General features: G+C 56.2%; 2 protein-coding genes and 1 pseudogene (1 of these 3 running past the window's edge). 1 reads left to right on the top strand and 2 read right to left on the bottom strand.

What is annotated here, in order from left to right; genetic code table 11:
• Together JWJ90_RS10450 and JWJ90_RS10455 are read right to left on the bottom strand one after the other, a co-directional pair.
• Window positions 1–20,571 carry the 5' portion of a DUF4347 domain-containing protein gene (locus JWJ90_RS10450; protein WP_205227168.1) on the bottom strand. 24,558 nt of this gene lie to the left of the window's left edge, so only the first 20,571 of its 45,129 coding nucleotides appear in the window; the start codon lies at window positions 20,569–20,571; the stop codon falls past the left edge of the window.
• Window positions 20,572–20,747: 176 nt separating this feature from the next.
• Window positions 20,748–22,067 carry a TolC family outer membrane protein gene (locus JWJ90_RS10455; RefSeq protein WP_420828903.1) on the bottom strand — a complete coding sequence of 440 codons (1,320 nt, stop codon included), beginning with the start codon at window positions 22,065–22,067 and terminating at the stop codon, window positions 20,748–20,750.
• 529 nt (window positions 22,068–22,596) lie between these two features.
• Between JWJ90_RS10455 and tnpA the strand changes: the two are divergent.
• Window positions 22,597–22,860, top strand: a pseudogene (gene tnpA, locus JWJ90_RS10460) (IS200/IS605 family transposase); the annotation flags it as partial.
• Window positions 22,861–22,987: the final 127 nt, after the last annotated feature.

Here is a 22,987-nt window from a genome sequence, read left to right on the forward strand (position 1 = left end):
CAGGGACCAGATGGTTGCCGTTGACAGGGCCTCAAGGCTGGCGGCGGAATCAAGGGTTACCTTGGAGTCTGCGATGCTACAGGTGATGGTGTTGGTAATGGTGTTGACGGACAGAGAACCGCCGATTGAGGCCGCAGTGCCGCCGCCGGCACCCCCCGCCCCGGAGAATGCACCCCCACCGGCGTTGGCAAGAATGATGCTGTTGTCCCTGGCCGACATCTGCAGGCCAGCATGTTCATGGGAAATAACAGTGCTGTCATCCTTGATACTGGTGGTGATGGTGTTGGCTATGGTGTTGACCGCAGCCGCGCCCGAGGCGGCGACAGCCACGCCGCCACCAGCCCCACCGGCCCCGGCGATGGAACCGGCCAGGGTGAGGGTCCAGATGGTGGCGTTGGAGTCAGCCGTCATGGCTATCGCGCCATCACTTTCCAGGCTGGTATTGGCAATGCTTGCCTCCAGGGTATCGGCAATGGTATTGACCGCAAAGGCCCCGCCAACGGCGGCCGTTGCCCCACCGCCAGCTCCACCGGCCCCGGCAAAGGAGACGCCACCGGCATTGGCCATGATCAGGGTGTTGTTGGTGCTTGCCAGGTTGACAGTCCCTGTGGTTGTAATGGCAGCGCAGTTTGCAAGCCTGCTTGCAACCGTATCGGCCACCGTGTTCACCGAGACGGCACCTGCGATCGCAGCGCCAGCCCCACCACCTGCGCCCCCGGCGACTGCGGCCGCGCCAGCCACGGCAAGGGACCAGATGGTGGCATTTTCAGTCGCACTCAGATCAAGCTGACCAAGCGATGTCGTGGCACCAAGGGTAGAACCGGAAATTGTGCTGGTCACCTTATTGGCGATGGTATTGACGGCCACGGAGGCGCCCACAGAGACCGCGCCACCGCCACCATTGCCTCCGGCACCGGAAAAGGACGCACCACCGGCGTTGCTCATGATCAGGGAGTCATCGGTTGCCGACATATGCAGATGCGCACCGGTGCTGAGCTCAATATCGCTGTCGCTGATGCCGCTGGTCACGGTATTGGTCACCGTGCTGACGGCCACGGCCCCGGCAATGGCGATGGACGCAGCCCCGCCCGAACCACCGGCCCCGGCGGCAGCCCCGGCCAGCGCCAGGGACCAGAGGGTGGCATCGGAGTGGGTAATGAGATCAAGCGAACTTCCATGGAGGATGGAAGTCTGCACGATCGATGCATTGGTCTGATTATCAATGGCATTGACGGCCACCGCCGCTCCAATGGAGCCAGCCCCGCCTGCACCCGAGGAGGCCACACCCACGGCAATAGAGATGCCACCGGCATTGGCCAGGATTTCACTGCTATTGGTTGCGCTCAGGCTGATGGCCCCGGCGATATCCAGGGTGGAATCGTCGGTCGACCCCTCAGTGGATTCTCCGGTGATGGAGGCGTCTACCCTGTTACCGATCACATTGACCGTGACCGCACCTGCGGCCGCCCCGCCGATACCAAAGGTATCACCGCCGCCCACCGCGACCGCACCGGAGACCGCAAGAGCCCAGATCTGGGCATCGGAGCGGGCTGCAAACTCCAAAGAACCGCCGGTGATGGTTGAATTGCTGATGGTCGCCAGGGTCTCATTGTCGATGACGTTGATCGCCAGGGAGGCGCCCACGGATAAACTGCCACCGCCTTTACTGCCAATACCCAGGCTTATACTGGCCCCACCGGCGTTGGCGATAATCTGGGTGGTATCGGTGGATTTCAGCAAGATCGCCTGGTCTGTGAAAACGGTACTGCCCGCAGAAATATGGGCATCAATGGTATTGGTCACCGTATTGACCGAGCCTGCACCGGCCCCAGACAGGCCAACCCCGAATTTTTCCGTGGAAAAACCGGCGGCACCGCTGCCGGCAACCGTAAGCGCCCAGATCATGGCGGAGGAATCCGCTGTGATTGTCAGACTCCCGACCGCATGTCCACTGCCGCCAAGAGTGGAGCTCTCCAGGACAGCTTCTGTTGTGCGATCGATGATGTTGACCGCGCCGGAAAGCCCAACCGTGGCGGCTACCCCGGCGGTGTTCGCGACACCCAGGGCTGCACTCAGTGCCCCTGCATTGGCTATGATTGATGCATCATCTGTGGCCAGAACGTTAACGGTTTGTCCCTCGGCGAAGACGTCAGCATCAGTGATTCCAGCCTTGATCGCACCGCTGATAACATTAACAGATCCCGCTCCATCAAGGGCAAAGGCACCACCGAATTTCCCCTGGCTGGCCCCCACCGCACCGCTGCCAGCAATGGTCAGCGCCCAGATGTCTGCATTTGAGCTTGCCTGGACTGCCACAGCACCCACCGGATTGTCTATGGTCCCCAGGGAGGAATCATCAATAAGGCTGGTAACATTGTCGGTAATAACATTGACGCCAAAGGCCGCACCCATGGAGACACCGCTGCCCGCTTTGCCCCCATAGCCAAAGGCAATGGACAGACCACCGGCATCGGCCATGATCTCGCTTGCATTGGTGGCGATCAGGCTGACCGAGTCGGCTGCCAGGACCGTGCTTGCCGTCAGGGTGCTTGCGACCTCGCTGGTGATGACATTGATGGAGCCCGCCGCCACTCCCGCCAGGGCCCCGCCATAGGCCTTGGTATCGGTGGCCACCGCACCACTGAGCGCGCCAGAGATGGTCAGGGCCCAGATCGTGGTCTCGGCGTTGGAGGTTATGAAGAGTCCACCCGAAGCATCCAGGGTTACGTTTTCCACCTGGGCGGAGACATCCCGATCAACCACATTGACAGCCAATGAGGCGCCAGCAGAACCTGTTGCTGAATTTTTCCCCGTGGCTCCAGAAAAGGCCAGACCACCGGCATTGGCAAGGATGGTGGCGCTGTCTGAGGCTGTAACCTCAATCGCTCCATCACCAGCGGTTATCGTGCTGTCATCGGTGATCCGAGCGGTCAGACTCCCGGTCACCGTGTTGACAGCAACCGCACCTCCCAGTGCTCCGGAGATGGCTGTTTTTTCGGTGCTTGAAGCAAAGGTTCCCGCGATGCCCAGGGTCAGGGCCCAGATATCGGCATCAAAAACAGCATCAATACTGACCAACCCGTTGCTGGCCGTGATATCTGATTGGTCAACCGCTGCCAGTACCGTACTCTCAACCGTGTTGACGCCGATGGAGGCACCCAGGGCGGTGGAGAAGGCGGTAGTCTTGGAGGCGGCAAAGGATCTGGCCGCACCGATGACGTTGGTAATGATGGAGCTGTCGTCCCTGGCCGAGAGGGTGATGTCGCCCTGGCTGCTGGTGAGAGTGGAGTCAGCAGCAACCTGGGCGGTTACCTTGTTGGTAATAGTATTGACCGCGACCGCACCGCTGGCGGCAATACCCGCTCCCCAGGATTCCCCGCTATGCCCCCCGGCCCCGGCCGCGCCAACCAGGAGCGACCAGATATCGGCCTCAGTTGCTGCCTCAATGAGGATGTTACCACTGTCAGGAAGGGAACCGTTTGCGAGCAGGGTCGAATTGGAGACCTGTGCCCGGACCTCGGTTGTCATCACATTGACCGCCACAGTGGCTCCGACACTTCCGGTGAAGGCAAAGTCACCGCTGCCGCTGGCTCCGGCAATGCTGACACCAATGGTGTTGGCGATGATTTCCCGGTCGTCGATCGCGGTCACCATCAGATCCCCTGAGCCTGCTGTGAGCGAGCTTTGGGTGGTGATGGAATCGATTTTCTCACCTATGACATCGGTTATGGCAGTGGAATTGATGATATTAATTGAAACCGTACCCGCCCCGGAGAGCATGAGTCCGCCACCGTCTCCTTTGGAACCGGTGATGCCAGCGCTGCCGCTGATATCAAGCGCCCAGATAAGGGAGTTGTCCTCGGAACTCAGGCTCAGGCTGCCACCGGCATTGAGCACAGAGCCTGAGACCAGGGTCTCAGCTCCAGTGTCCACCACATTGACGGCAACCGCTGCGCTCAGGGCACCGCCCACACCACCTGCATCGCCACCGGCACCCACACCGCTTAAGGAGGCGGCATTGGCAACAATGCGGACCTGATCCGCGGTTGTGATCGTGATATCTCCGCCGGCAAGCAGGCTGCTTCCTGTTGCAATGTGGGTCTTTACATCCTCGGAAACCACATTCACAGAGACAGAGGCACCACCGGCACCGCCGGTTGCTCCTCTTTCACCGCCATCGGCATCGGTGACTGAGATCCCGCCGGTAAAGGCCCAAATCTCGGTGTGACCCGATGCATCGACAAGGATGGATTTGGGCGTGGAAAGGGTTGCCTCCGTGATATCGACAGCAATGGTGTTATCGACCACATTGACGCCAACCGCTGCTCCCAGGGCTCCTCCCCAGGCATCGCGTTTATCCTCAGCCTCTCCGGTGGAAATAGAGAGGCTGAGGTTGCCGGAGACTGCTCCAATGACGCTGGTATCACGCGCAGTCACCTGAAAATTCTGTTCTGCTAAGGCGTCTGTTCTCAGGATCTCGGAGCCATCGGTCACCGAGGCCGTTGTTGTCCCGGTGATGACATTGACCGCCACCGCCCCTGAGCCGCTTAGCGCCCCTTTTTCCGGGGCAATGACGCCACTGCCTGCCAGGGCTACAGACGCAATCACCTGGCTGGTTTCTGCCGCCAGGGTAAAGCCCTTGGTGAGGGCGAGACTGCTGTTATCCACCAGGGCTTTGGTCTCGCCGGTAAGAACATTCACCGTAACCGCCCCACTGACTGCCATGCTGGCATTACCCAGGAGTTTGGCCTTTTTCTCCTTGTCGGCGTTGGCGCTGGATTTTTTGGCGATGGAGAGGGCGCCGGCCAGATCAACGGCAACCACCAGGGTGCTGTTATTGGCAAGCACAGAAACGCTCTCGGCAAGATCTATCCCCCGGCCAAGAACTGTGCCCCCGAGGTTGGCTGTAGTGGTATCACCGATGACATTGACTGAAACACTCCCGGCTCCGGCAAAGGAGGGCAGGTACGCCTCGACCTTTTCGCCCCATTTATCGACATCGGAACCCGCCTTGTCCAGAGAGCTCAGTACCTTGTCGAGACCGGTCGTGATCTTTTCTTTGATTCCGTCAACCCAGGTTCCGGGTTCTTTGGCGGTTTTTGTTTTTTTGCTTTCTTCTTTTTTCTCTTCTTCTTTTTGGACCTCGGGTGTTGCCGGACGAATCTGCAGTACGCCAGCCCCTCCAACGGAAATAATATCACCGCTGTTCAGGGCGCTCAGGTTCAAATTGCCTCCGGTATCGATGAAGACATTGCGCAGCGCTGCCTCGGAATCACCAATTTCCGCCAGGGTGGTCCGGTTGATCCAGTTAGCGGCAACAGTGGCCCCCACACCAGTGGTACCGGCGTAGGTAAAGGCGGCGCTCACATTGACAATGAGCCCATTGTCCACAGCATTCACCTTGACATCACCACCCGCGAGAATAACCTCATTTTCTTCGACCAAGGCAAGGCTCTGATTGTCCATGCCGGTCAGAGCGAGGGTGCCGTTATAACTGTATTTTGCAGGATCTTTGAGTTTGAGGGTCTGATTGGCCAGCAGGTATTTTTGAATGAAATTTGTCTGCTTGCCATCCTCAACAGCCTTTGCCTCAAGTGCCGGCGGAGCGGCCGCAAGACTGACGGCTACAACACACTCGTTGTTATCGGCGTTGACAGTTACCGTACCGCCCGCATCAATAGAGCCCATGGGGGTGATGATAATGTCTGCTGTGTCACCTGTGAGAGTTGTTGTGAGTGCAAGTTCATGGTCCCATCCCTTGAGAGTGAGTTCCAGATCGGTGATTGTTTCGATCTGATAGAGGCCGTTGTTATCCCCGGCATTGTCAATCAGGATCCATTGGTTTAGAACCAGTCCGTCATCGAGCCAACTCCCGTCTGTGCGAGTCAGGGTGCGCGTGTCGGGGGCCGCATCAAAACTTCCTTTGACCATGAGTGGTGAGGTTTCGGTCGCTGCGGCACCAATCTGGGCCAACGATTCATTGGTAAGATAATTGAGGGTAATGGTCTGGCCAAGCCCCACAGTTTTTGCCTGGGTGAGCGATCCGGTAAAGGAGATGACGATGTTGTCGGCATCGGCATTAACCGATACATTTTCCCCGGCCACGAGCATGGCCCCCTGGCCGACAGTTGCCTCAGCCCGGTTATCGATAATGTTGAACGAGCCCGCACCCGTGAGGCTGAGCCAGCCCTCGGCCTGCCCGCCGGCGGCAACCAGGTCAATGGCCAGGTTAGGTGCCTGGGCATCAACCACGATATCTTTTCCAGCATTGACCTGAGCACCTTCTCTGATGCCTGCCGTGCTGGTGTTGTCAAAGTTGGTGATCAGCAGGTTGACTCCAAGCCCGCTGCCTGTGCTACTGGTGGGGTAGAGAAGTTGATTTTCAAGCCGTTCGAAGAGGTTCTTTTTAGCGGTGGTGCCGGGGAACCAGGTGGTGTGCGGATAATAGGTCCCTTCTCGCTGCCATTGGGTTCGTCCATTGGCATCGAGCATAACATTGCCGTCTGCATCCTTCTGTTTGGACATGACGGTTATATTCTGGTTGGTCCTGTTGTTGCGGTTGTTTCCGCCCAGGAGGCTGCGCAGGGGTGAGTTTGAGTTCGTGTTCGGCGTTGTCGAATAGGTGGTTTGGGTCAGCACCGGCATCAGGGAGCGACGGCCCAAGAGTAGGGCAGTAATGTTGGGGCTGGGAATACCCACCATATTAATGGTGTTGGCAATGGCTTGGGAGGTAACACTGACATCATTATCAGCATCAATGATCGCATTCTCGCCAATCCAGGCATTGGCGCTGTTATCCAGATCAAAGTAGGCAAAAGAACCGGAGATGGCCAATGAACCAGGCGTTACCGAATCGTCATCGCTCTTTGCGGTTGTGGTTTTCGCCGAAGCGGAAACATAGATCGTAGCGATTTTAGTGCCCAGAACATTGGGCAGTTGCAGGTAGGAGGTCGGGGGAAAAGAGGCGAGAAAAGAAGTCGGGTTGAGCAGGCCTATGAGTCCGGTCAGGCCGGAGGTGGTCCCAGTAAGGCCAGAGGTCATTTCGCTCCAGCGGTAGCTGGTATCACTGGGGATCCCGTTGCCGGAAACCGTGGAGGTCAGAGAGGAGACCAGGTTATCTGCGGAAAAGAGTTCGGAGAGTTTGGCAAAAGCGGTTTTGGCGTTTTTGTAGGATGCGGTCGCATTATCCCAGGCGGTTTCATAGGAGCTGGTAAACAGTGCCCAGTCTTCTTCCCAGGTAATCTGATCGGGAACCAGGGCAATGGCGTTCACATCGACATCGCGCCCGGCGCTGACTGTTGCGCCTGCACCGATGGAACCATTGGCGGTATTATCGTAGAGCGCGACCAGAACCGCGCCCGCTGCGCTGACCCGCTGGGCGGGTTTTTTGACATGAGAAGTGGAGGTACCCTTGATGTTGTCCTCGGCATAGGCCAGGACCGAGACGTCATCCACTGAGGTAATCGTCGCGTTTTCGCCGATGTAGGCCTCTGCGCTGTTGCTGCTGATGGAAACAGCCGTGGAAAAGGTAATATTCCAGTACTTGGTGGGCTTCTCTTTTTTCTCCCAGGGATTGACGTTTTCAGTGGGTTTGGGGCCGATACCGGTAATAGTAGACCAGCCTCGCTGAAAGGAGGCACCCGATTTGGACTGCCCATCGTACTGGTAATAGGTGCCCTTGGCGGCGAGCTTCTTTTTGCTCAGCAGGGAGGTGGCGCTGATGGCGTTTTGCTCATTGATGGATTCAGCGCTGACGTTCACCGATCCAGGTGTGCGCAGAATATGACCGGTGCCGCTCATGGAGGAGCCGTCTATATCCAGTACGGTTCCGTTCGTGGCATCCTCACTGCTGGCCGCCAGACGCACCTTGGTGGAGGCTGTCTGGGTCAGGCTGTGGTCATAGCCGGTTGCGACGGTGTAATCCAGGTTAATCGCTATCCCATTGGTGGCATTATCCGCCGTGGTGGCCAGTTGGATGAGTCCGGTGTCGCCATCGACAATGACGTAGTAGCGGCCGCCATTATTGAGCCCACCAATATTGAGGCCTCCACCATTGTCGTAGACGAGACAATCGCTGGTCTCCAGACCATGATCAGCACCCAGATTGATGGTGTCAGCCGTATTATCCACCTGGTCCGGGGGATCGATCGCGTAGTCCTCATGTACCGCTTCGACATAATAGCTCTGGCCATCTTCAAGTCCGGTAATGACGGGATCACCGCCACTCTCGTAGACAACCAGATCCCCTGTGGAGAGACCGTGTTCAACACCCAGGTCAATGGTGTTGTCATTGATGTCGTCTGCGGTGATCGGGCTGCCAATGGCCTCGCTTTTGGTCAGGATGACCGTGCCGTCAAGCCGTGCCTCGGCTGAGGCGTCAACCAGGCTCACGGCCACGGCAACACCGGATCCATTGAGCGCCTGTTTTTCATTTTTTTCGGTGACAATGCGGGCCTGCGCCACAGGAGCTAAGGGGGCAGCGGAGACGGCCACATTGAAATTATTGGTATTGGTCGCAGAAACCGTCACATTTTTTGCGGTAATCTCTACCTGATCATGGACCAGGGAGCTGGTGGTGGAGGTGGCGTTGCCCACGCCAACCGCCAGCATGGCCGGACCGATATTCAACAGGCTCTTGAGATTTTTCCCGGCCGTTGTGGTGGAAAGCGACTGGAGTGCTGTTTTGTGGGTGCGGGTACTGCTCTGGGTAATGCGCTGCTTGGGAACAATATTCCATATCTTTTTGGCGCTGACCGAGTAGAGCCCGTTGAGCTGGTTGTCGACCTCGGAGGTGAGGCTGAAATCACCGCCCGCGTCTATCACCGTTGCGCCCTCGAGCTCGGCGGTGGCGATGGCGGTCGTCTCCATATAGGCCCCACCAATGGAGGTCGCCAGTCCAAGCAGGGTAGGGGAGGCGCCCAGTCCCAGCGGGGTGGCCAGGTCAATACTGGAGGAGGCGGAGGAGTCAATGGTGACATCCCCGTCGGCGGTGATGGTAGCCCCATCGAGCAGGATCGTACTGGTGGCGCTGGCAAAATGAATATCCGCCGGAATGGAGACACTCATGCCCACGTAGCGGGTGAGCACCCCGTTGAGCGTTGTCATGATGGTCTGCAGCGCGGTGGTACCCAGGCTGGCGGCCATCTGATCCCAGTTGATCTCCGTGGCCGCGATGGTGCCCAGAGGATCATCATCATTGTAGAGTGCCATCACCAGGTCATTGGCACTCACCGTGACTGCCTCGGTGAGGACAACACCAACCGTATCGGTTTCATCGGCAACGGCTCCGTCTCCGGCAACGACAGAGAGAATCATACGATAGGGGCGCACCTCGGAAATGACAAAATCGGTATCATTATACTTGGAGCCCTCCACAGAGATGGTCTGCCCGGCGAGAAAACCCGCCTGTATGAAGTCCATATCACCATCAAAGACACCATCCACATAGGCAACCGCTGTGGGTTCTTCATTATCCAGACTGAGCGAGGAGACAAAGCTCATCGTCCCTTCGATCTCGGCGTAATCGGTCCCGTTCATCAGCTCTGCCAGCCCATCTTCCCATATCTCCCAGGCCAGCTGGCGGGAGGTGGTGGCCGAGGAGCTGATGACCACATTCTTGCCAATGAGGCTGGCCCCTTCGTTCACCGTGATCTCTGCCTGGGCATTGTTGACGGTCACAGAAGGGAAAACCGCGGTCAGCAGATCCCAGAGGGGATTGGTATAGCCATAAGCCTTGAGGATGACATCACCCTCGGTCGATTTGAGGGTAACCCCGTCTTCCACGATAATGCCCATGGAGGAGCTGTAGATGATGTTGCCGGTTGCTTCGATACTTTGGTCAATGGTGATCAGGTCTCGATCCCGCTGCTCATAGCCACCATCCAGAGGGCTGTGCATGAAGTCGGCATAGACGGGAAAGGTATCGTCACCCTCTCCGCCGTCAAAGACATCCTGACCACCAAACCAGGTGCCCTGTGTACCCTCATAGGTTCCGCCGACAAAAATATCGTCGCCAGCACCGCCAACGAGGATATTGTCCGCTGCATCGCCTGCGAGGATGTCGTTATACTCCGAGCCGGTGAGGTTTTCGATTTCGTGATAGGTGTCACCTGCCGCTTCACCGGCTGTGTAGCCTGAGGCGGCATAGTCACCGCTCTCGTGGCTGCTGTCGGCGAGGTAGGCGACGACCCCGGAGCTGGCATGCGCATAGGAGGCGGTATCGGTTCCACCACCACCGGTGAGATCGTCCTCACCCAGGCCACCCTCGAGAATGTTGTCGTTAGCATCCCCCACCAGGGTGTCATTAAAGGCTGAGCCGGTGAGGTTTTCGATCTCGCTGTAGCTGTCGCCCGCGGCTTCCCCGGTATTTTGGCTGGGATCAGCAAGATTTACTGTAATCCCAGCTGAGGCATTAACATAGGAGGCGGTATCAGAGCCTGCTCCACCACTGAGGCTGTCTGCCCCTATACCACCGATTAGGGTATCATCACCCTCGCCGCCATCAAGGATGTCGTCCCCACCCAGGCCTTGGAGGGTATTGTCCCCGCCATCACCGATGAGGGTGTCGGCAAATGCTGTCCCAATCAGGTTTTCAAAGGTGTCGATGGTGTCAGAACCCGCACCGATGGTCTCCTGGAGTTCGCTCTGACTCAGATCGACCGTGACGCCTGCGCTGGCACCGGCATAGGAGAGGGTGTCTTCGCCCAGGCCGCCTTCCAGGTAGTCGTTGCCGCTGATATCGTTGATCGTATCATCGCCTTCTTCACCCAGAAGAATGTCATCGCCTGCACCACCGCTGATCTGGTCGTTGCCTTTGCCGCCCTCAATGATGTTATTGCCACTGTCGCCGATGAGAATATCGGCATAATCCGAGCCTTTAATATCCTCGATGTCGCTGAGACTATCCTGGTCACCGCTGCCATCCGTGGCCAGGTGCGTCAGGAGATTAACGGTAACCCCGGCCTCATCGCCATCGTAGGAGACCTGGTCGTAACCTCCACCACCAACAAGCTGATCGTTCCCGGCGCCACCCACCAGGACGTTGTCGTTCTCGTCACCGATGAGCGAATCACCATGGGCCGAACCTGTGAGGTTTTCTATCCCCTCATAGGTATCGCCCAGGGCCTCGCCGGTGTTTACAGTAGCATCGGCCAGGTTAGCGGTGATGCCACTTTCAGCCGTACTGTAGGAGGCGGTATCCAGGCCAAAATCCTTGTTTTCAGCGTCCTCATAGCCACCAATCAGGGTGTCTGCGCCCAGGCCACCGTTGAGAATATCAGAATCTCCACCACCGATCAGGGTATCGTTGCCTGCGCCTCCGATTAAGGTGTCAATGCCCTCGCCGCCATGGAGAATGTCGTCGCCACCGCCGCCTTCGAGCCGGTTTGCCTCGATGCTGCCGTAGATCAGATCACCCTGAACCGAACCGATCGCGTTTTCAATATCCGTGAGGCTGTCACCTTCGGCATCGCTGCCACTGGCTGCACCCGTAGCCAGGTTGAGGGTCACCGCACCATCGGCATCGGCATACGAGACCGTATCCGAGCCCACACCACCTTCCAGTACATCAGCTCCGCCGAGACCGATTAAGGTGTCATGCCCGTCACCGCCGGCAAGGATATTTGCACTGTCATCGCCAATGAGGGTATCGGCCCCTAAGGAACCGGAGAGATTTTCAATACCTGCCAGGGTTTCGCTGAGATCCGTGCCCATGGTGGCGGTACCGTCCATGAGGCTTGCGGTGACGCCGTCTGTGGGGGTAATGATGGTGAGGGTATCATAGGCGGCTGTATCGCTGCCCTCGCCACCAATCAGGGTATTGCGGCCCAAGCCCCCTTCAATTACATCATCTCCGTCCTGGCCAAGAAGGATATCATCGCCTTCCTCACCCAGCAGATGATCATCACCCGCTCCACCTTGGATCTGATCGTTGCCCGCCCCGCCATACAAGGTGTTTTCGGCATCGTTACCGATGAGGCTGTCGTTGCCGCTGCCACCCATGACCGAGTCAATACCAGCTATTCCCGTGGTTTCTGGAGCACTGTTTTCGCTGAGATTAACCGTGATACCTGTGGAGTAGGCGGAGTAATCCAGGGTATCGTCTCCATCCGGGCCGCCATCGAGCCTGCCGTTAAACGAGGTATCCGGCATGATGGCAAACCAGTCGTCACCGCTACCACCGATGAGATGCGCCATGAAACCGATATTGTCCAGGCTGCTGTTCTCATCGGTTGCCGAAACCGTGCCGTCGGCATGAATGGTGAAACTGATGTCATTGAGGGCGTCAGTAAAGGAGAGCGTGTTCTCGCCGTTGGTTTCCGTCAGGTCATCTGTGCCCCAGTTGTCGGCAAAGAGATAGGTGTCGTCGCCCGCACCACCGTCGAGAATGTCATCGCCCTCGCCACCGTCCAGGGTATCCGCACCCAAGCCGCCGGTGAGGATATCATCTCCCTCCCCGCCGATCAGGATGTTGGCCTGGTCGTCGCCTACAAGGACGTCATCGTAGGCAGAACCGCTCAGGTGCTCGCCATTTGAAATAAAATCGTTGTTGCCATAGCCATCGACGGCGGAGCCGCCCAGGACAACGGTGACGCCATCCGGATCATCGAGGAAGGTGATGGTATCGTTGCCGCTTCCGGCGTCAATGGTATCGGATCCGTCGCCACCCTCGATGGTGTCATCCCCTCCGCCAGCGTTGATGGTGTCGTCTCCACCCAACCCATAGATAAGGTTGGCCTGATCGTCCCCGATCAGGGTGTCGGCTGCGTCAGAACCGATAATGTTTTCAATGCTGTCCAGGCTGTCGCCCTCGGCCTCACCGCCGGTTCCAGTGCCGGTGTTCAGATCGACACTGACCCCGGTATCACTGTCTGCGTAACTGGCACCGTCGTTGCCGCTGCCGCCAATCAGGATGTCTGCGCCGCTGCCACCGCTGAGAATATCATCGTCTGCCTCACCCTCCAGGGTGTCAGCGCCGCTGTCGCCAAAGAGCAGGTCAATACCGGCCCCACCCAGGATATGATCATCACCGGCCCCACCGCTGATAACATTGTCTGCCTCGTTGCCGATGAGGCTGTCACTGTAGTTGGAACCGGCAATGTTCTCGATGTTGCTGAGCCTGTCATTGCCCGTGACTTCGCCGGTGTTCTGAGCTGTTGTCAGGGAGAGATCGACCCGAACAGCCCGGGAGGAGAGGGCGTAGGAGACCGTATCCTCATCCTCGCCGCCATCGAGGCTGTCATCGCCCCCCTGGCCCTCTATGATATCGTCACCGGCGAGGCCTTCGATGGTATTGTCGTTGTCATCACCGATGAGCTGGTCGTCATAGGCTGAGCCTCTCAGGTTTTCGATGCCTGCCAGGCTGTCTCCAGCCGCCTCCCCCCAGAGGCCGGTCGCTTGCGCCAGGTTGACCGCAACCGCCTCCTCTGCGTTTGCATAGCTGGCGAGATCCTCACCCGTACCACCATCAAGGCTGTCGGCTCCCAGACCACCTTCCAGGCTGTCGTTGCCCGCGCCGCCAGAGAGCAGATCATCACCGCTCTCACCTGCAAGGGTGTCATCGCCCAGACCACCTTCAATCAGGTCATCACCAGCACCACCGAGAATCTGGTTGTCGGCCTCATCGCCGATTAAGGTATCATCATAGGCAGAGCCCACCAGATGGGTGATAGAGCTCAGGCTATCTCCAGCCGCATCGCCGGAGTTCATGCTGGAATTGGCCAGGTTGACCGTGACCGCCTCGCCTGCATCGGCATAACTGGCCGTGTTGGTGCCCGTGCCACCGATCAGCTGGTCTGCTCCCGCGCCACCTATCAGGCTGTCATCGCCCGCGCCCGCATCCAGGATGTCGTTCCCTGATCCACCGTAAAGGGTATCGTCCCCGTCTCCGCCGATCAGGCTGTCATTACCAGCAAGACCATACAGGATATTGACGCCGGAGGAGCCGGCCAGCTCATCGTCGTAGGCTGAACCGCTGAGATTCTCGATTCCCTGGTAGGTGTCCCCCTGCGCCTCGCCCGTATTGCGCTGGGTATCGGAAATATCGGCAATAATTCCTTCTGTGGCATTCGCGTAGGAGGCTGTATCACTACCGCTGCCACCGATGAGTTCATCCTGGCCCAGGCCACCAATGAAGATATCATCGCCCGCATCGCCTTCCAGGTAATCATCGCCCAGCCCGCCACTGAGGATGTTGTTTTTCTCATCGCCAATCAGGGTATCGTCGAAATCCGAGCCCTGCAGGTTTTCAAACTCAAGCAGGGTGTCGGTTCCCGTGGTCTCGCTGGTCTCCTGTTCCCAGGTGAAGCCCAGCACCGCCCGGACACCTTCGCTGGATTCGGCAAAGGAGGCCGTATCCGTGCCTTCCCCGCCGGAAAGGATGTCGTCGCCGCCACGGCCCTCGATGATATCGTCACCCTCGCCACCAAGCAGGGCATTATCGTTGGCATCACCTTTGAGGATATCATCGTAGTCCGAACCAATGACCGCGTTGATATTTGCAAGGGTATCGGCACCCGCACTTACGGTATCCTGCGGACCAGTGGTCGCCAGGTCGATAACTACGCCAGCTTCGGCGTCGGTGTAGATGGCCGTGTCCGCCTCATCCTCACCGGTCGTTTCGTTGAAACTGGCGCCATTTATCAAGTCGTTCCCCGCGCCACCGCCAAGGTAGTCGCTACCCGCACCGCCGTAGAGGGTGTCATTACCACTGCCGCCTGCAAGCTGGTTATCTGCTGCATCGCCGATAAGGACATCATCGTATTCCGAGCCGACCAGCCCTTCGATGGAGCTTAAGCTATCCCCGGAAGCCTCACCACTGTTGGCGCTGTTATCGCTGAGATCAACCGTGACTGAACCTGTAGCGTCGAGATAGGTGGCAATATCGTTGCCTTCGCCACCGCTGATGGTGTCCGCACCTGTTCCACCCGCGAGCTGATCGTCACCTGCATCACCCATCAGGGTATCGTTGCCATCATAGCCCATGAGCAGGTCGTCGCCGTCCCCACCGCTGAGGTAATCATCGCCCTCATCCCCGAGCAGGATATTGTCTTCCTCGTTGCCGATCAGGGTGTCATTATGGATGGAGCCGAAAACGCCTTCGATTCCGCTTAGGGTGTCAGTCCCAAGATCACCTGTATTCTGCGCCTCGGTTATGCTCAGGTTGACGGTGACACCAGTGGTGGCCTGGTCGTAGAGCACAATGTCCGTGCCATCACCGCCCTCAAGGATATCGTTGCCCAGACCACCGTCGAGATAATCGTCGCCCTCACCACCGGTGATGGTGTCGTCACCCGCGCTACCGATGAGCAGGTTTTCCTGGTCATTACCGGTGATCAGGTCATTGCCTTCGCCACCAATAACATCGAGCATGCCGCTCACGCCCTGGGTTCCCTCGGCCTGGGCTGTGGTGTCATTATCCGAGGTGGTGAGGTCTACCGTGATGGCTGTGGTGTAGGCGGAGTAATCCAGGGTGCTTATGCCGGAGCCACCATCCAGGGTACCTGCAAAGGTTGCCTGATCGGCGAAGATAAAGCGGTTTTCCGCCGTGCCACCAACCAGGGTCTCAATGGCGGTGATGTCACTGAGCGTGTTGGCCGAATTGGTGATGTCTGTGATGGTAACGAGCCCATTGGCTTGGATATCAAAATCAAGCGAGCCGGTGACGGCCGAGAAATCAAGGGTGTCGGGCGTCTGGGCGGCAAGGGTGTCTGTGGGGAGATCCAGTTCCAGATCAAGAACCGTGGAATCGCTGACCAGTTCATCCATCAGGGTATTAATGGCACTGATCCCCTCCTGGGTGAGGATGCCCAACAGGGCTGAAAAATCATCGATGATGATATCGCCGCCGAAATTATCCTCCATGGCATAAGTGTCCGCATCCGCACCACCGGCAAGAAAATCATCGCCCAATCCGCCCGCAAGAACGTTGGCCACCGTGGAGCCGATGAGGATATCATCGTAGTCTGAGCCGATGAGATTTTCGATCCCACCGAGAATATCGTTGCCCGCTCCTAAGGTCGGCTGGGCAAGCGGGTTCCAGAGATTGACAAAGACGCCTTCCTCGGCCCTGGCATAGGAGACGGTGTCGCTGCCTTCACCTCCGAGAAAGGTGTTATTTCCATTGGTGCCGATAAAGAGATCATCGTAGCCCGAGCCCACCACCCCCTCGATGCCGCTGAGGGTATCGGTTCCGGCACCAACGGTGTCCTGGGAACCGGTGATGCCCAGATCCACCATCACCGCACTGGTAGCAGTGGAGTAGGAGGCCTTATCCAGGTCAGCGCCACCAATGAGGAGGTCATCTCCTTCCTCACCCAGCAAGGTATCTTCGCCCGCACCGCCTGAGAGGGTGTCGTTTCCGGCACCACCAGCCAACACATTTCCAGATGCATCGCCAGTGAGCGTGTCGTCATACTCCGAACCGGCAAGGCTGCGGATATCGGTAAGGCTGTCCTGTCCGGCACCGCCCGTATCCTGGGCACCGCTGACTGAAAGATTCACGGTAACGCAGGAAGTGGCCGAACTGTAGCTGGCAATGTCGGCATCACCGGAGAAGTAATCGTGAATGTACTGGTCAAGCGTACCGCCTTCAGCCAGGTAGGTGATCAGATCGGTGCCAAAGAGTGCGGAAAGATTGGATGGGCTCAGCTGGAGAATAGAGTTGATGAGGCTTGATTCGTAGCCACCATAGAGGTTGTCGTTGCCCTGGCCACCTTCAAGCAGGTCAATGCCGTCACGGCCGTAGAGGAGATCGTCGCCTGCACCGCCAATAAGGGTGTTCTCGTCATCATTGCCCCAGATGGAGTCATCACCGGATCCACCAATGACATTGTGAAAGTTATACAGGGTTTGTTGTCCGTTGCCGGTGTTAAACCAGGCCGCAACCGTGATGTCGATTGTCTGGAGATTGACACCTAGATCGGCCTGTACATCAGTGGTGTAGGCGGAGAAATCCAGGGTGTTGGTGCCACTGTCCGAGTTATCCAATCCGATGAGTTGAAAGAAATCCTCGCGGGCACCGATAGAGCCTTTGATGGAGGCGCCATCCTCAAAGATGACGGTATCATCCCCCTGGCCATCGATGATGTTTTCAATATTGGCTACCCTGTAGAGGGAGTTGGTGCCGTCGGTGACGGAGATAGTGCCGTCGTTGTGAATGGTGATAGTCAGGGCTGCGGTGACCCGGGAGAAGTCCAGGGTATCGTTGCCGCCTCCAGCCTCCTCGACAATGACATCCGCACCCCAGTCGTCCTCAAACTGATAAGTGTCGTCGCCGCCTTGTCCGGTGAGGGTATCATCCCCGGCCAGTCCGTCGAGGGTGTTGTTCTCGCTGTTGCCTGTGATGATATCATCGTAGTTCGTGCCGGTGATGTTGCCGATATTCTCCAGATCCGCAAGATCGGCCACAACCTTGGCAACCTTTCCCGCAAAGGAAATGGTGGCATCAACCCCATCCCCGATGAGATCAAAAACATCCTTGCCGCTGACAACGTTGTTGATATGGGCAACACCGTTTGTCGCAGTGGCTGTTCCTGCCGCCAGATCCACATGGACCGGATCTTCGTAGGCGGAATAATCCAGGGTGTTGGTCAGGCCGTTGCCGCCGTCAATGACGAGATCGGGGAAGTCGGCGCCATCCTCAAAGATAAAGGTATTGTTACCCGCACCACCGATAAGAAGTCCGACATTTTCAGCCGAGAGTGTGTTGGCCCCGGAGAGCAGGGCGGCAATCTCATCCGGTATAAAACTCAAGTTGCGCCAGAGCCCGTCGCCGTCATCGACAGAGAGGGATCCATCTGCATGCAGCGTAAAGCTCAAGCCCGTCGTTACTGCCGAAAAATCAAGGGTGCTCAGTCCTACCGCATCCGTGATGGTCTCATCACCCCAATCATCGGTAAACAGGTAGCTGTCCTCGCCCCCGTTTCCGTCCAGGGTATCGCTGCCTCCGCCACCTGTGAGCGCATTGCTCTGCCCGTCTCCGTAGAGGGTATCTGCATGCTCCGAACCGACCAGATTTTCGATGTTCACCAGGAGATCCAGGTTGCCGTTGCCGTCGGTGGCGCGCCCGGTGGCCAGGCTGGCTTCCACACCTGCACTGTCTTCTGCATAGGAGACCGTATCTCTCCCTGCCTGTCCATTCAGGGTATCATCACCGCCTGCCCCAACCAGGGTGTCGTTACCCGCACCACCCAGAAGCAGGTTTGCATTGCTATCACCGACTAAGGTGTCATCAAAAGCGGAACCTTCAACCTCTTCGATTTCCGAGAGGATATCTGTGCCGCTGTTGCCTTCATTGTCGACAAATCCATCACTGGCAGTGTTAGAGCTGAGATTGACCAGGACGCCGTTTGCATCATCGGTATAAGAGATACGGTCTGTTCCCTGACCGCCAAAGAGATAATCCGAACCAGCACCACCCATTAGCAGATCATTACCAGCCAACCCCATGAGCAGGTTGTCTGCACTGTTCCCTATGAGGGTGTCGTCGCCATCACCGCCCAAGACCCGGCTGATACCACTCACTCCGGTGGTGCCGGTTGCTGTTTGACTACCGAGGTTAACGCTGACAGCAGTGGTGTAGGCTGAATAGTCAAGCGTGTTCCAGCTTCCCGAGCCACCAAAAATAGTACCGGCAAAGACTGCTCCATCTTCAAAGAGGAAGGTGTTGACCCCGTTTTCAATGGCGTTGCCCTCGTCATCCACCTGGTCCTGCGAGGTGCTGCCGATAAGCGCCTCAACCCCGGTGACCCGGTCAATAAAGCTGCCCTCTTCATCCATATCCGAAACAGAGATTGTTTCGTCTGTGTGGGCAGTGTAGAGCAGGCTCAAGTTGGTCGCGGAGAAATCCAGGGTATCGTTCCCATGGTCGTTTAGCTCGTTGATGACAACCGGATTCCAGCTTGCCTCAAAGCTGTAGATGTCGTTGCCCTGACCGCCAATAATCCGTTCAAACTGGCTGAAGCTGCCGGAGCCACCCCCGCTGAGCCTGATATTCTCTGAGCCAAGGGTAAAATGAAGATCAACAGTAACAGTGGAAAAATCCAGGGTATCACTGCCCTGATCGTCTCCCTCATGCAGATTGTCCCGGGCCCAGTCGTTACGCAGGATGTAGGTGTCATTTCCTGCGCCGCCATCCATGAAGTCGGCGCCTCCCTGACCATCAATTCTGTTACTGAGATCATCTCCAATCAGGGTATCGTCTGCCTGAGAACCGATCAGATTCTGGATATGGCTCACTCCCGCTGTGCCTGTTGCATCCCCGGCGCCAAGGTCAACGGAGACCGCTGTGGTCCAAGCGGAATAATCAAGCGTATTGTTTCCGGTCAGACCACCGTCAATGGTGCCGTTTAGGTGGGCACCATTGGCAAAAACAAAGGTATTGTTCGCCGCCCCGCCAATCAGGTTTTCAACCGAAAAAGCCTCCAGAGTAGTCGTGCCATCGGTGATCGAGACGGAGCCATCCGCCTGGATGATAAAGCTGAGTTCATCGGTCAGGGCGGAAAAATCCAGGGTATCTGTGCCGCTGCCACCTGTGATTGTGTATATCTGGTGGGCATCAACCGCGTTGCCCTCGGTGCCATTGACGACAAATTCACTTAAGCTGGAAAAAGAAAAATTCAGGTCACTGGCAACACCCGAAAAATCAACACCATCTGTACCGCCACTTACGCTCTGGTCGATGATATCGGTACCCCAGCCTTGAATCTCTCCCTCGCTGTCGAGGCTCTCTTCAAAGACAAAAGTATCCGAATCACTTGTCCCGGCTAAGGTCTCGCTCTCCGTGGTACTGATGATTTCAGCCAGGCGATGGGGATACAGATCGGGGGATAGGGTGGTCGCCTCGATCGGACCGGTAGCCGCTTCCAGAATCCAGTCACCCCCGGCTCCTGTCCCATCGTCAGAGGCCGCCACGTCGGCACCGGTAAGCCCGGCAAGAGACTCGATAAATGCAATGCCAGCCTCGTCCTGAGCGATATTGCAGCCGTAGAGTAAAATGTCGCCATCTTCGCCTATGGAGGCCTTCAGATTTTCGAGATCAGCCTTGTGCCCGTCAAGTGTTCCATTTTCCAGAACGGAACTCCCCAGTCTCAGGCTGCCGCGGTCGCCATGGCTGAGGATGTGGATGGCATCCAGGTTGTCGTAGCGTTGGAGTATTTCGCTGAGCTGGGTCAAGCCATCCTTGCTGCTTTCTATGAGTTCTATGGAATAGCTGGTTTGATCGTTGGAGCAGATCTGCTCGATGAGGAGTTCTGGTGCGGTCAGCGAGGTGTCAATGATCACCAGCTCTTGACGGGGTTGGTTGGTTTGGGGAAGGGGAGCGGTGACTTCGTTGGTGAGCCCTCCTGGAGCCAAAGCTTCGCTGTCCTGCTGTTCCAGAGGAGAGCATGAAAAGGTAGATACCTGTTCAGTCGCAGGGGGAGCCTGCGTTTCCTGAGGGTGTATATCGATGCCTAAATCAGCGGAGAGCAGAATACGGGGCTCAAGTGTTTCAAAACGGATTTTGCGACGGGTCGGCGCCGTCTCCTGAGCATCCTTCTGAGCTTTGAGAGTGGTGTACAACCGTTTCAACATGACGATCTCCAGAGAGGGAAAGCTTCATCAACAGAAGATGTTTGATTTCCTCAGGTTGTTTAACCTAAATCCGTGACTGCGAGTGAAACTGAATAATCAATGAATTTGTTTAAAAATTTTCGTCTCATTAAAAGATCACGTTGTTCAGTGACCAGCCGCCGTCACGGATTTAGGTTTTATTCAAAGAGCTGTGCCAGTTGCTCCAGTTCGCGCAGGCTTAGATTATCTGTTGATTGTTTCAGCATGAGTCCGTTGAGAAGATATTCATAGCGTGCTTTGGCATACTCTTGTTGGGTCATGGAGAGATCACGCTCTGCATCCAAGACGCTGAGGCTGTCGTACAGACCAGAGAGATATCCTCGCTGTTTAGCCTGCAAGGCCAGCTTGTTGGATTCCACTGACTGCTTGAGTGCCTCCACCTTGGAGAGGGCGGTCTGTACACCAAGAAAAGCGCGTCTGGTTTTACGCAGCACCTGCCGCTCTTCACGAATCAATTCCTGTCGGGCAACCGTTTGATTTTGTTTGGCCGCGCGAACCCGGGAACTGACCATGCCGCCTTGAAAGATGGGGATGTTGACCTTCACCATTATTTCAGAGGTGGCTAACTCGCTGCCACCGCCATACAATGAGCCCTCGGTATCTTCATCTTCGTAGGTGCCAACCAGGTCAACAGTGGGATAATGCCCTGCCTGCAGGCGGCTTACTTCTTTACCCGCGACTTCAACAGCATATTTTCGTAACCGAAGAGCCATGTTCTGGCTTTGGGCTGCCTTGATCCAGGTCTCCATATCAACAGGCTGCGGCCCCTGTAGGGGGATGACCGAGTGGAGCGGATTCAGTGTTCCAATATCCTGGCCTGTTATCTCCCAAATACCCTGGTGGGCATCATCAAGCAGATTTTGAGCTTCAATAACCTGGGCATCAACCGTTGCTTTTCTGGCTTTTGCATCATGAAGATCTGTAATGGGGATGAGGCCTTTTTTAAACTGCTGCCGAGCCAGTTCATAATGTTGATGAACAGCACTCTGTTCCGCCTGGACAAAGGTTTGCATATCTTGTGCAGCCAAAACCTGCAGATAACGTTCTGCCACTCGTAAAATAAGCTCCTGCTCGGCAAGCCGATACTCTGCCTCTGAACGAAGAATTTCAGCCTTGGCCTGTTGCAATCCAGTGATCAGTTCCCAGTGAAAGAGGGGCTGGGTGAGAGTTAAGCTGAGAGTCGTTGATTGGTAGTCGGTTTCTCCGATACCATAAACAGCATTGTCAGAACTATGAATGTCTTGAAAGATGCGACCGGTTTGCCCAGAAGCGGAAATGGTGGGTAACATCTGGGCAATGGCCTGGGATCGTTGCTCCTGGGTTGCCTGATGTTTGGCATGAGCGGCTTGGAGGATAGGATCGTTATCTTTTGACATTGAATAAATGTCTAAAATTGTGGCCGCGAGTCCCTTGCCAAAGCTGAAGTGAAGTATAAATAAAATAAACAGTACAGAGATGAAAAAGTGATATTTTGTCTTCCTGTTGAAAAAAAATACAGGCATTAGGCACCTCGCAAAGTCTGGATAAAATGCTCTTGTTCAATGAACATTGGTGGCTTTGTACAATAGTAAAATCCTAAAAGTCAGGAACAACAAATCAGCAACTTACGAAGATCTAAACGTCGTCCTCGGGGCGTTTTTCCCAAGAGCGACAATTTGGGTAAGGTAAAAGCAAACAGAGGTGAGAGATTGTACCAATCGGGAATTTTGAATAATTGCATTTCTGCCAATCTCGGCCTTATACGAAAAATTTTATTCTCGGAGGTACGCGAAGACTCCGATATCATGCTTATGCCTGCGGTAAAATTTTTTGCATGCCTTGGAGTCTACGCTTACCTGACCTTGATTGAAAAATCTCATTATTCAAGACACCCATTCGAGAGAATAACACTGAATTTGTAACTTTTAATTCGTCCGCAGTGAAGGTTTAAACCCCCGCCTTTCAGGCGGGTAGCATTCTGCTAGCAGCTGGCTTATACTGGTAAGTATGGAATATCGCCAAGGAAGCCATACTAAATACAAGATTGAATATCATTTTGTTTGGGTGACGAAATATCGTTACCACGTACTCGTGGGTGACATTGCTCTTCGTGTACGAGAGTTGGTTCGTCAGACATGCAAACGCCACGAGATCGATATATTGCGAGGTGTTGTTAGCAAGGATCATGTCCACATTCTTGTCTCGGCACCGCCCAATATTTCACCATCAACAATCATGCGGTGGGTGAAAGGGCGTAGCTCACGAAAGTTAGCCTCTTCAGAGAAATCTGTGGGTGAACTCCGGCAAGGGCAAGTTGCCAAGAGTATGATATAGCGCGATTTCTCGGATTGTGTCGCTTCGAAATCCGTAGGATTTTCTGACTGTCAGTTTTGCTTTG

Source organism: Desulfobulbus rhabdoformis, assembly GCF_016919065.1.
GTDB classification, from domain to species: Bacteria; Desulfobacterota; Desulfobulbia; order Desulfobulbales; family Desulfobulbaceae; genus Desulfobulbus; species Desulfobulbus rhabdoformis.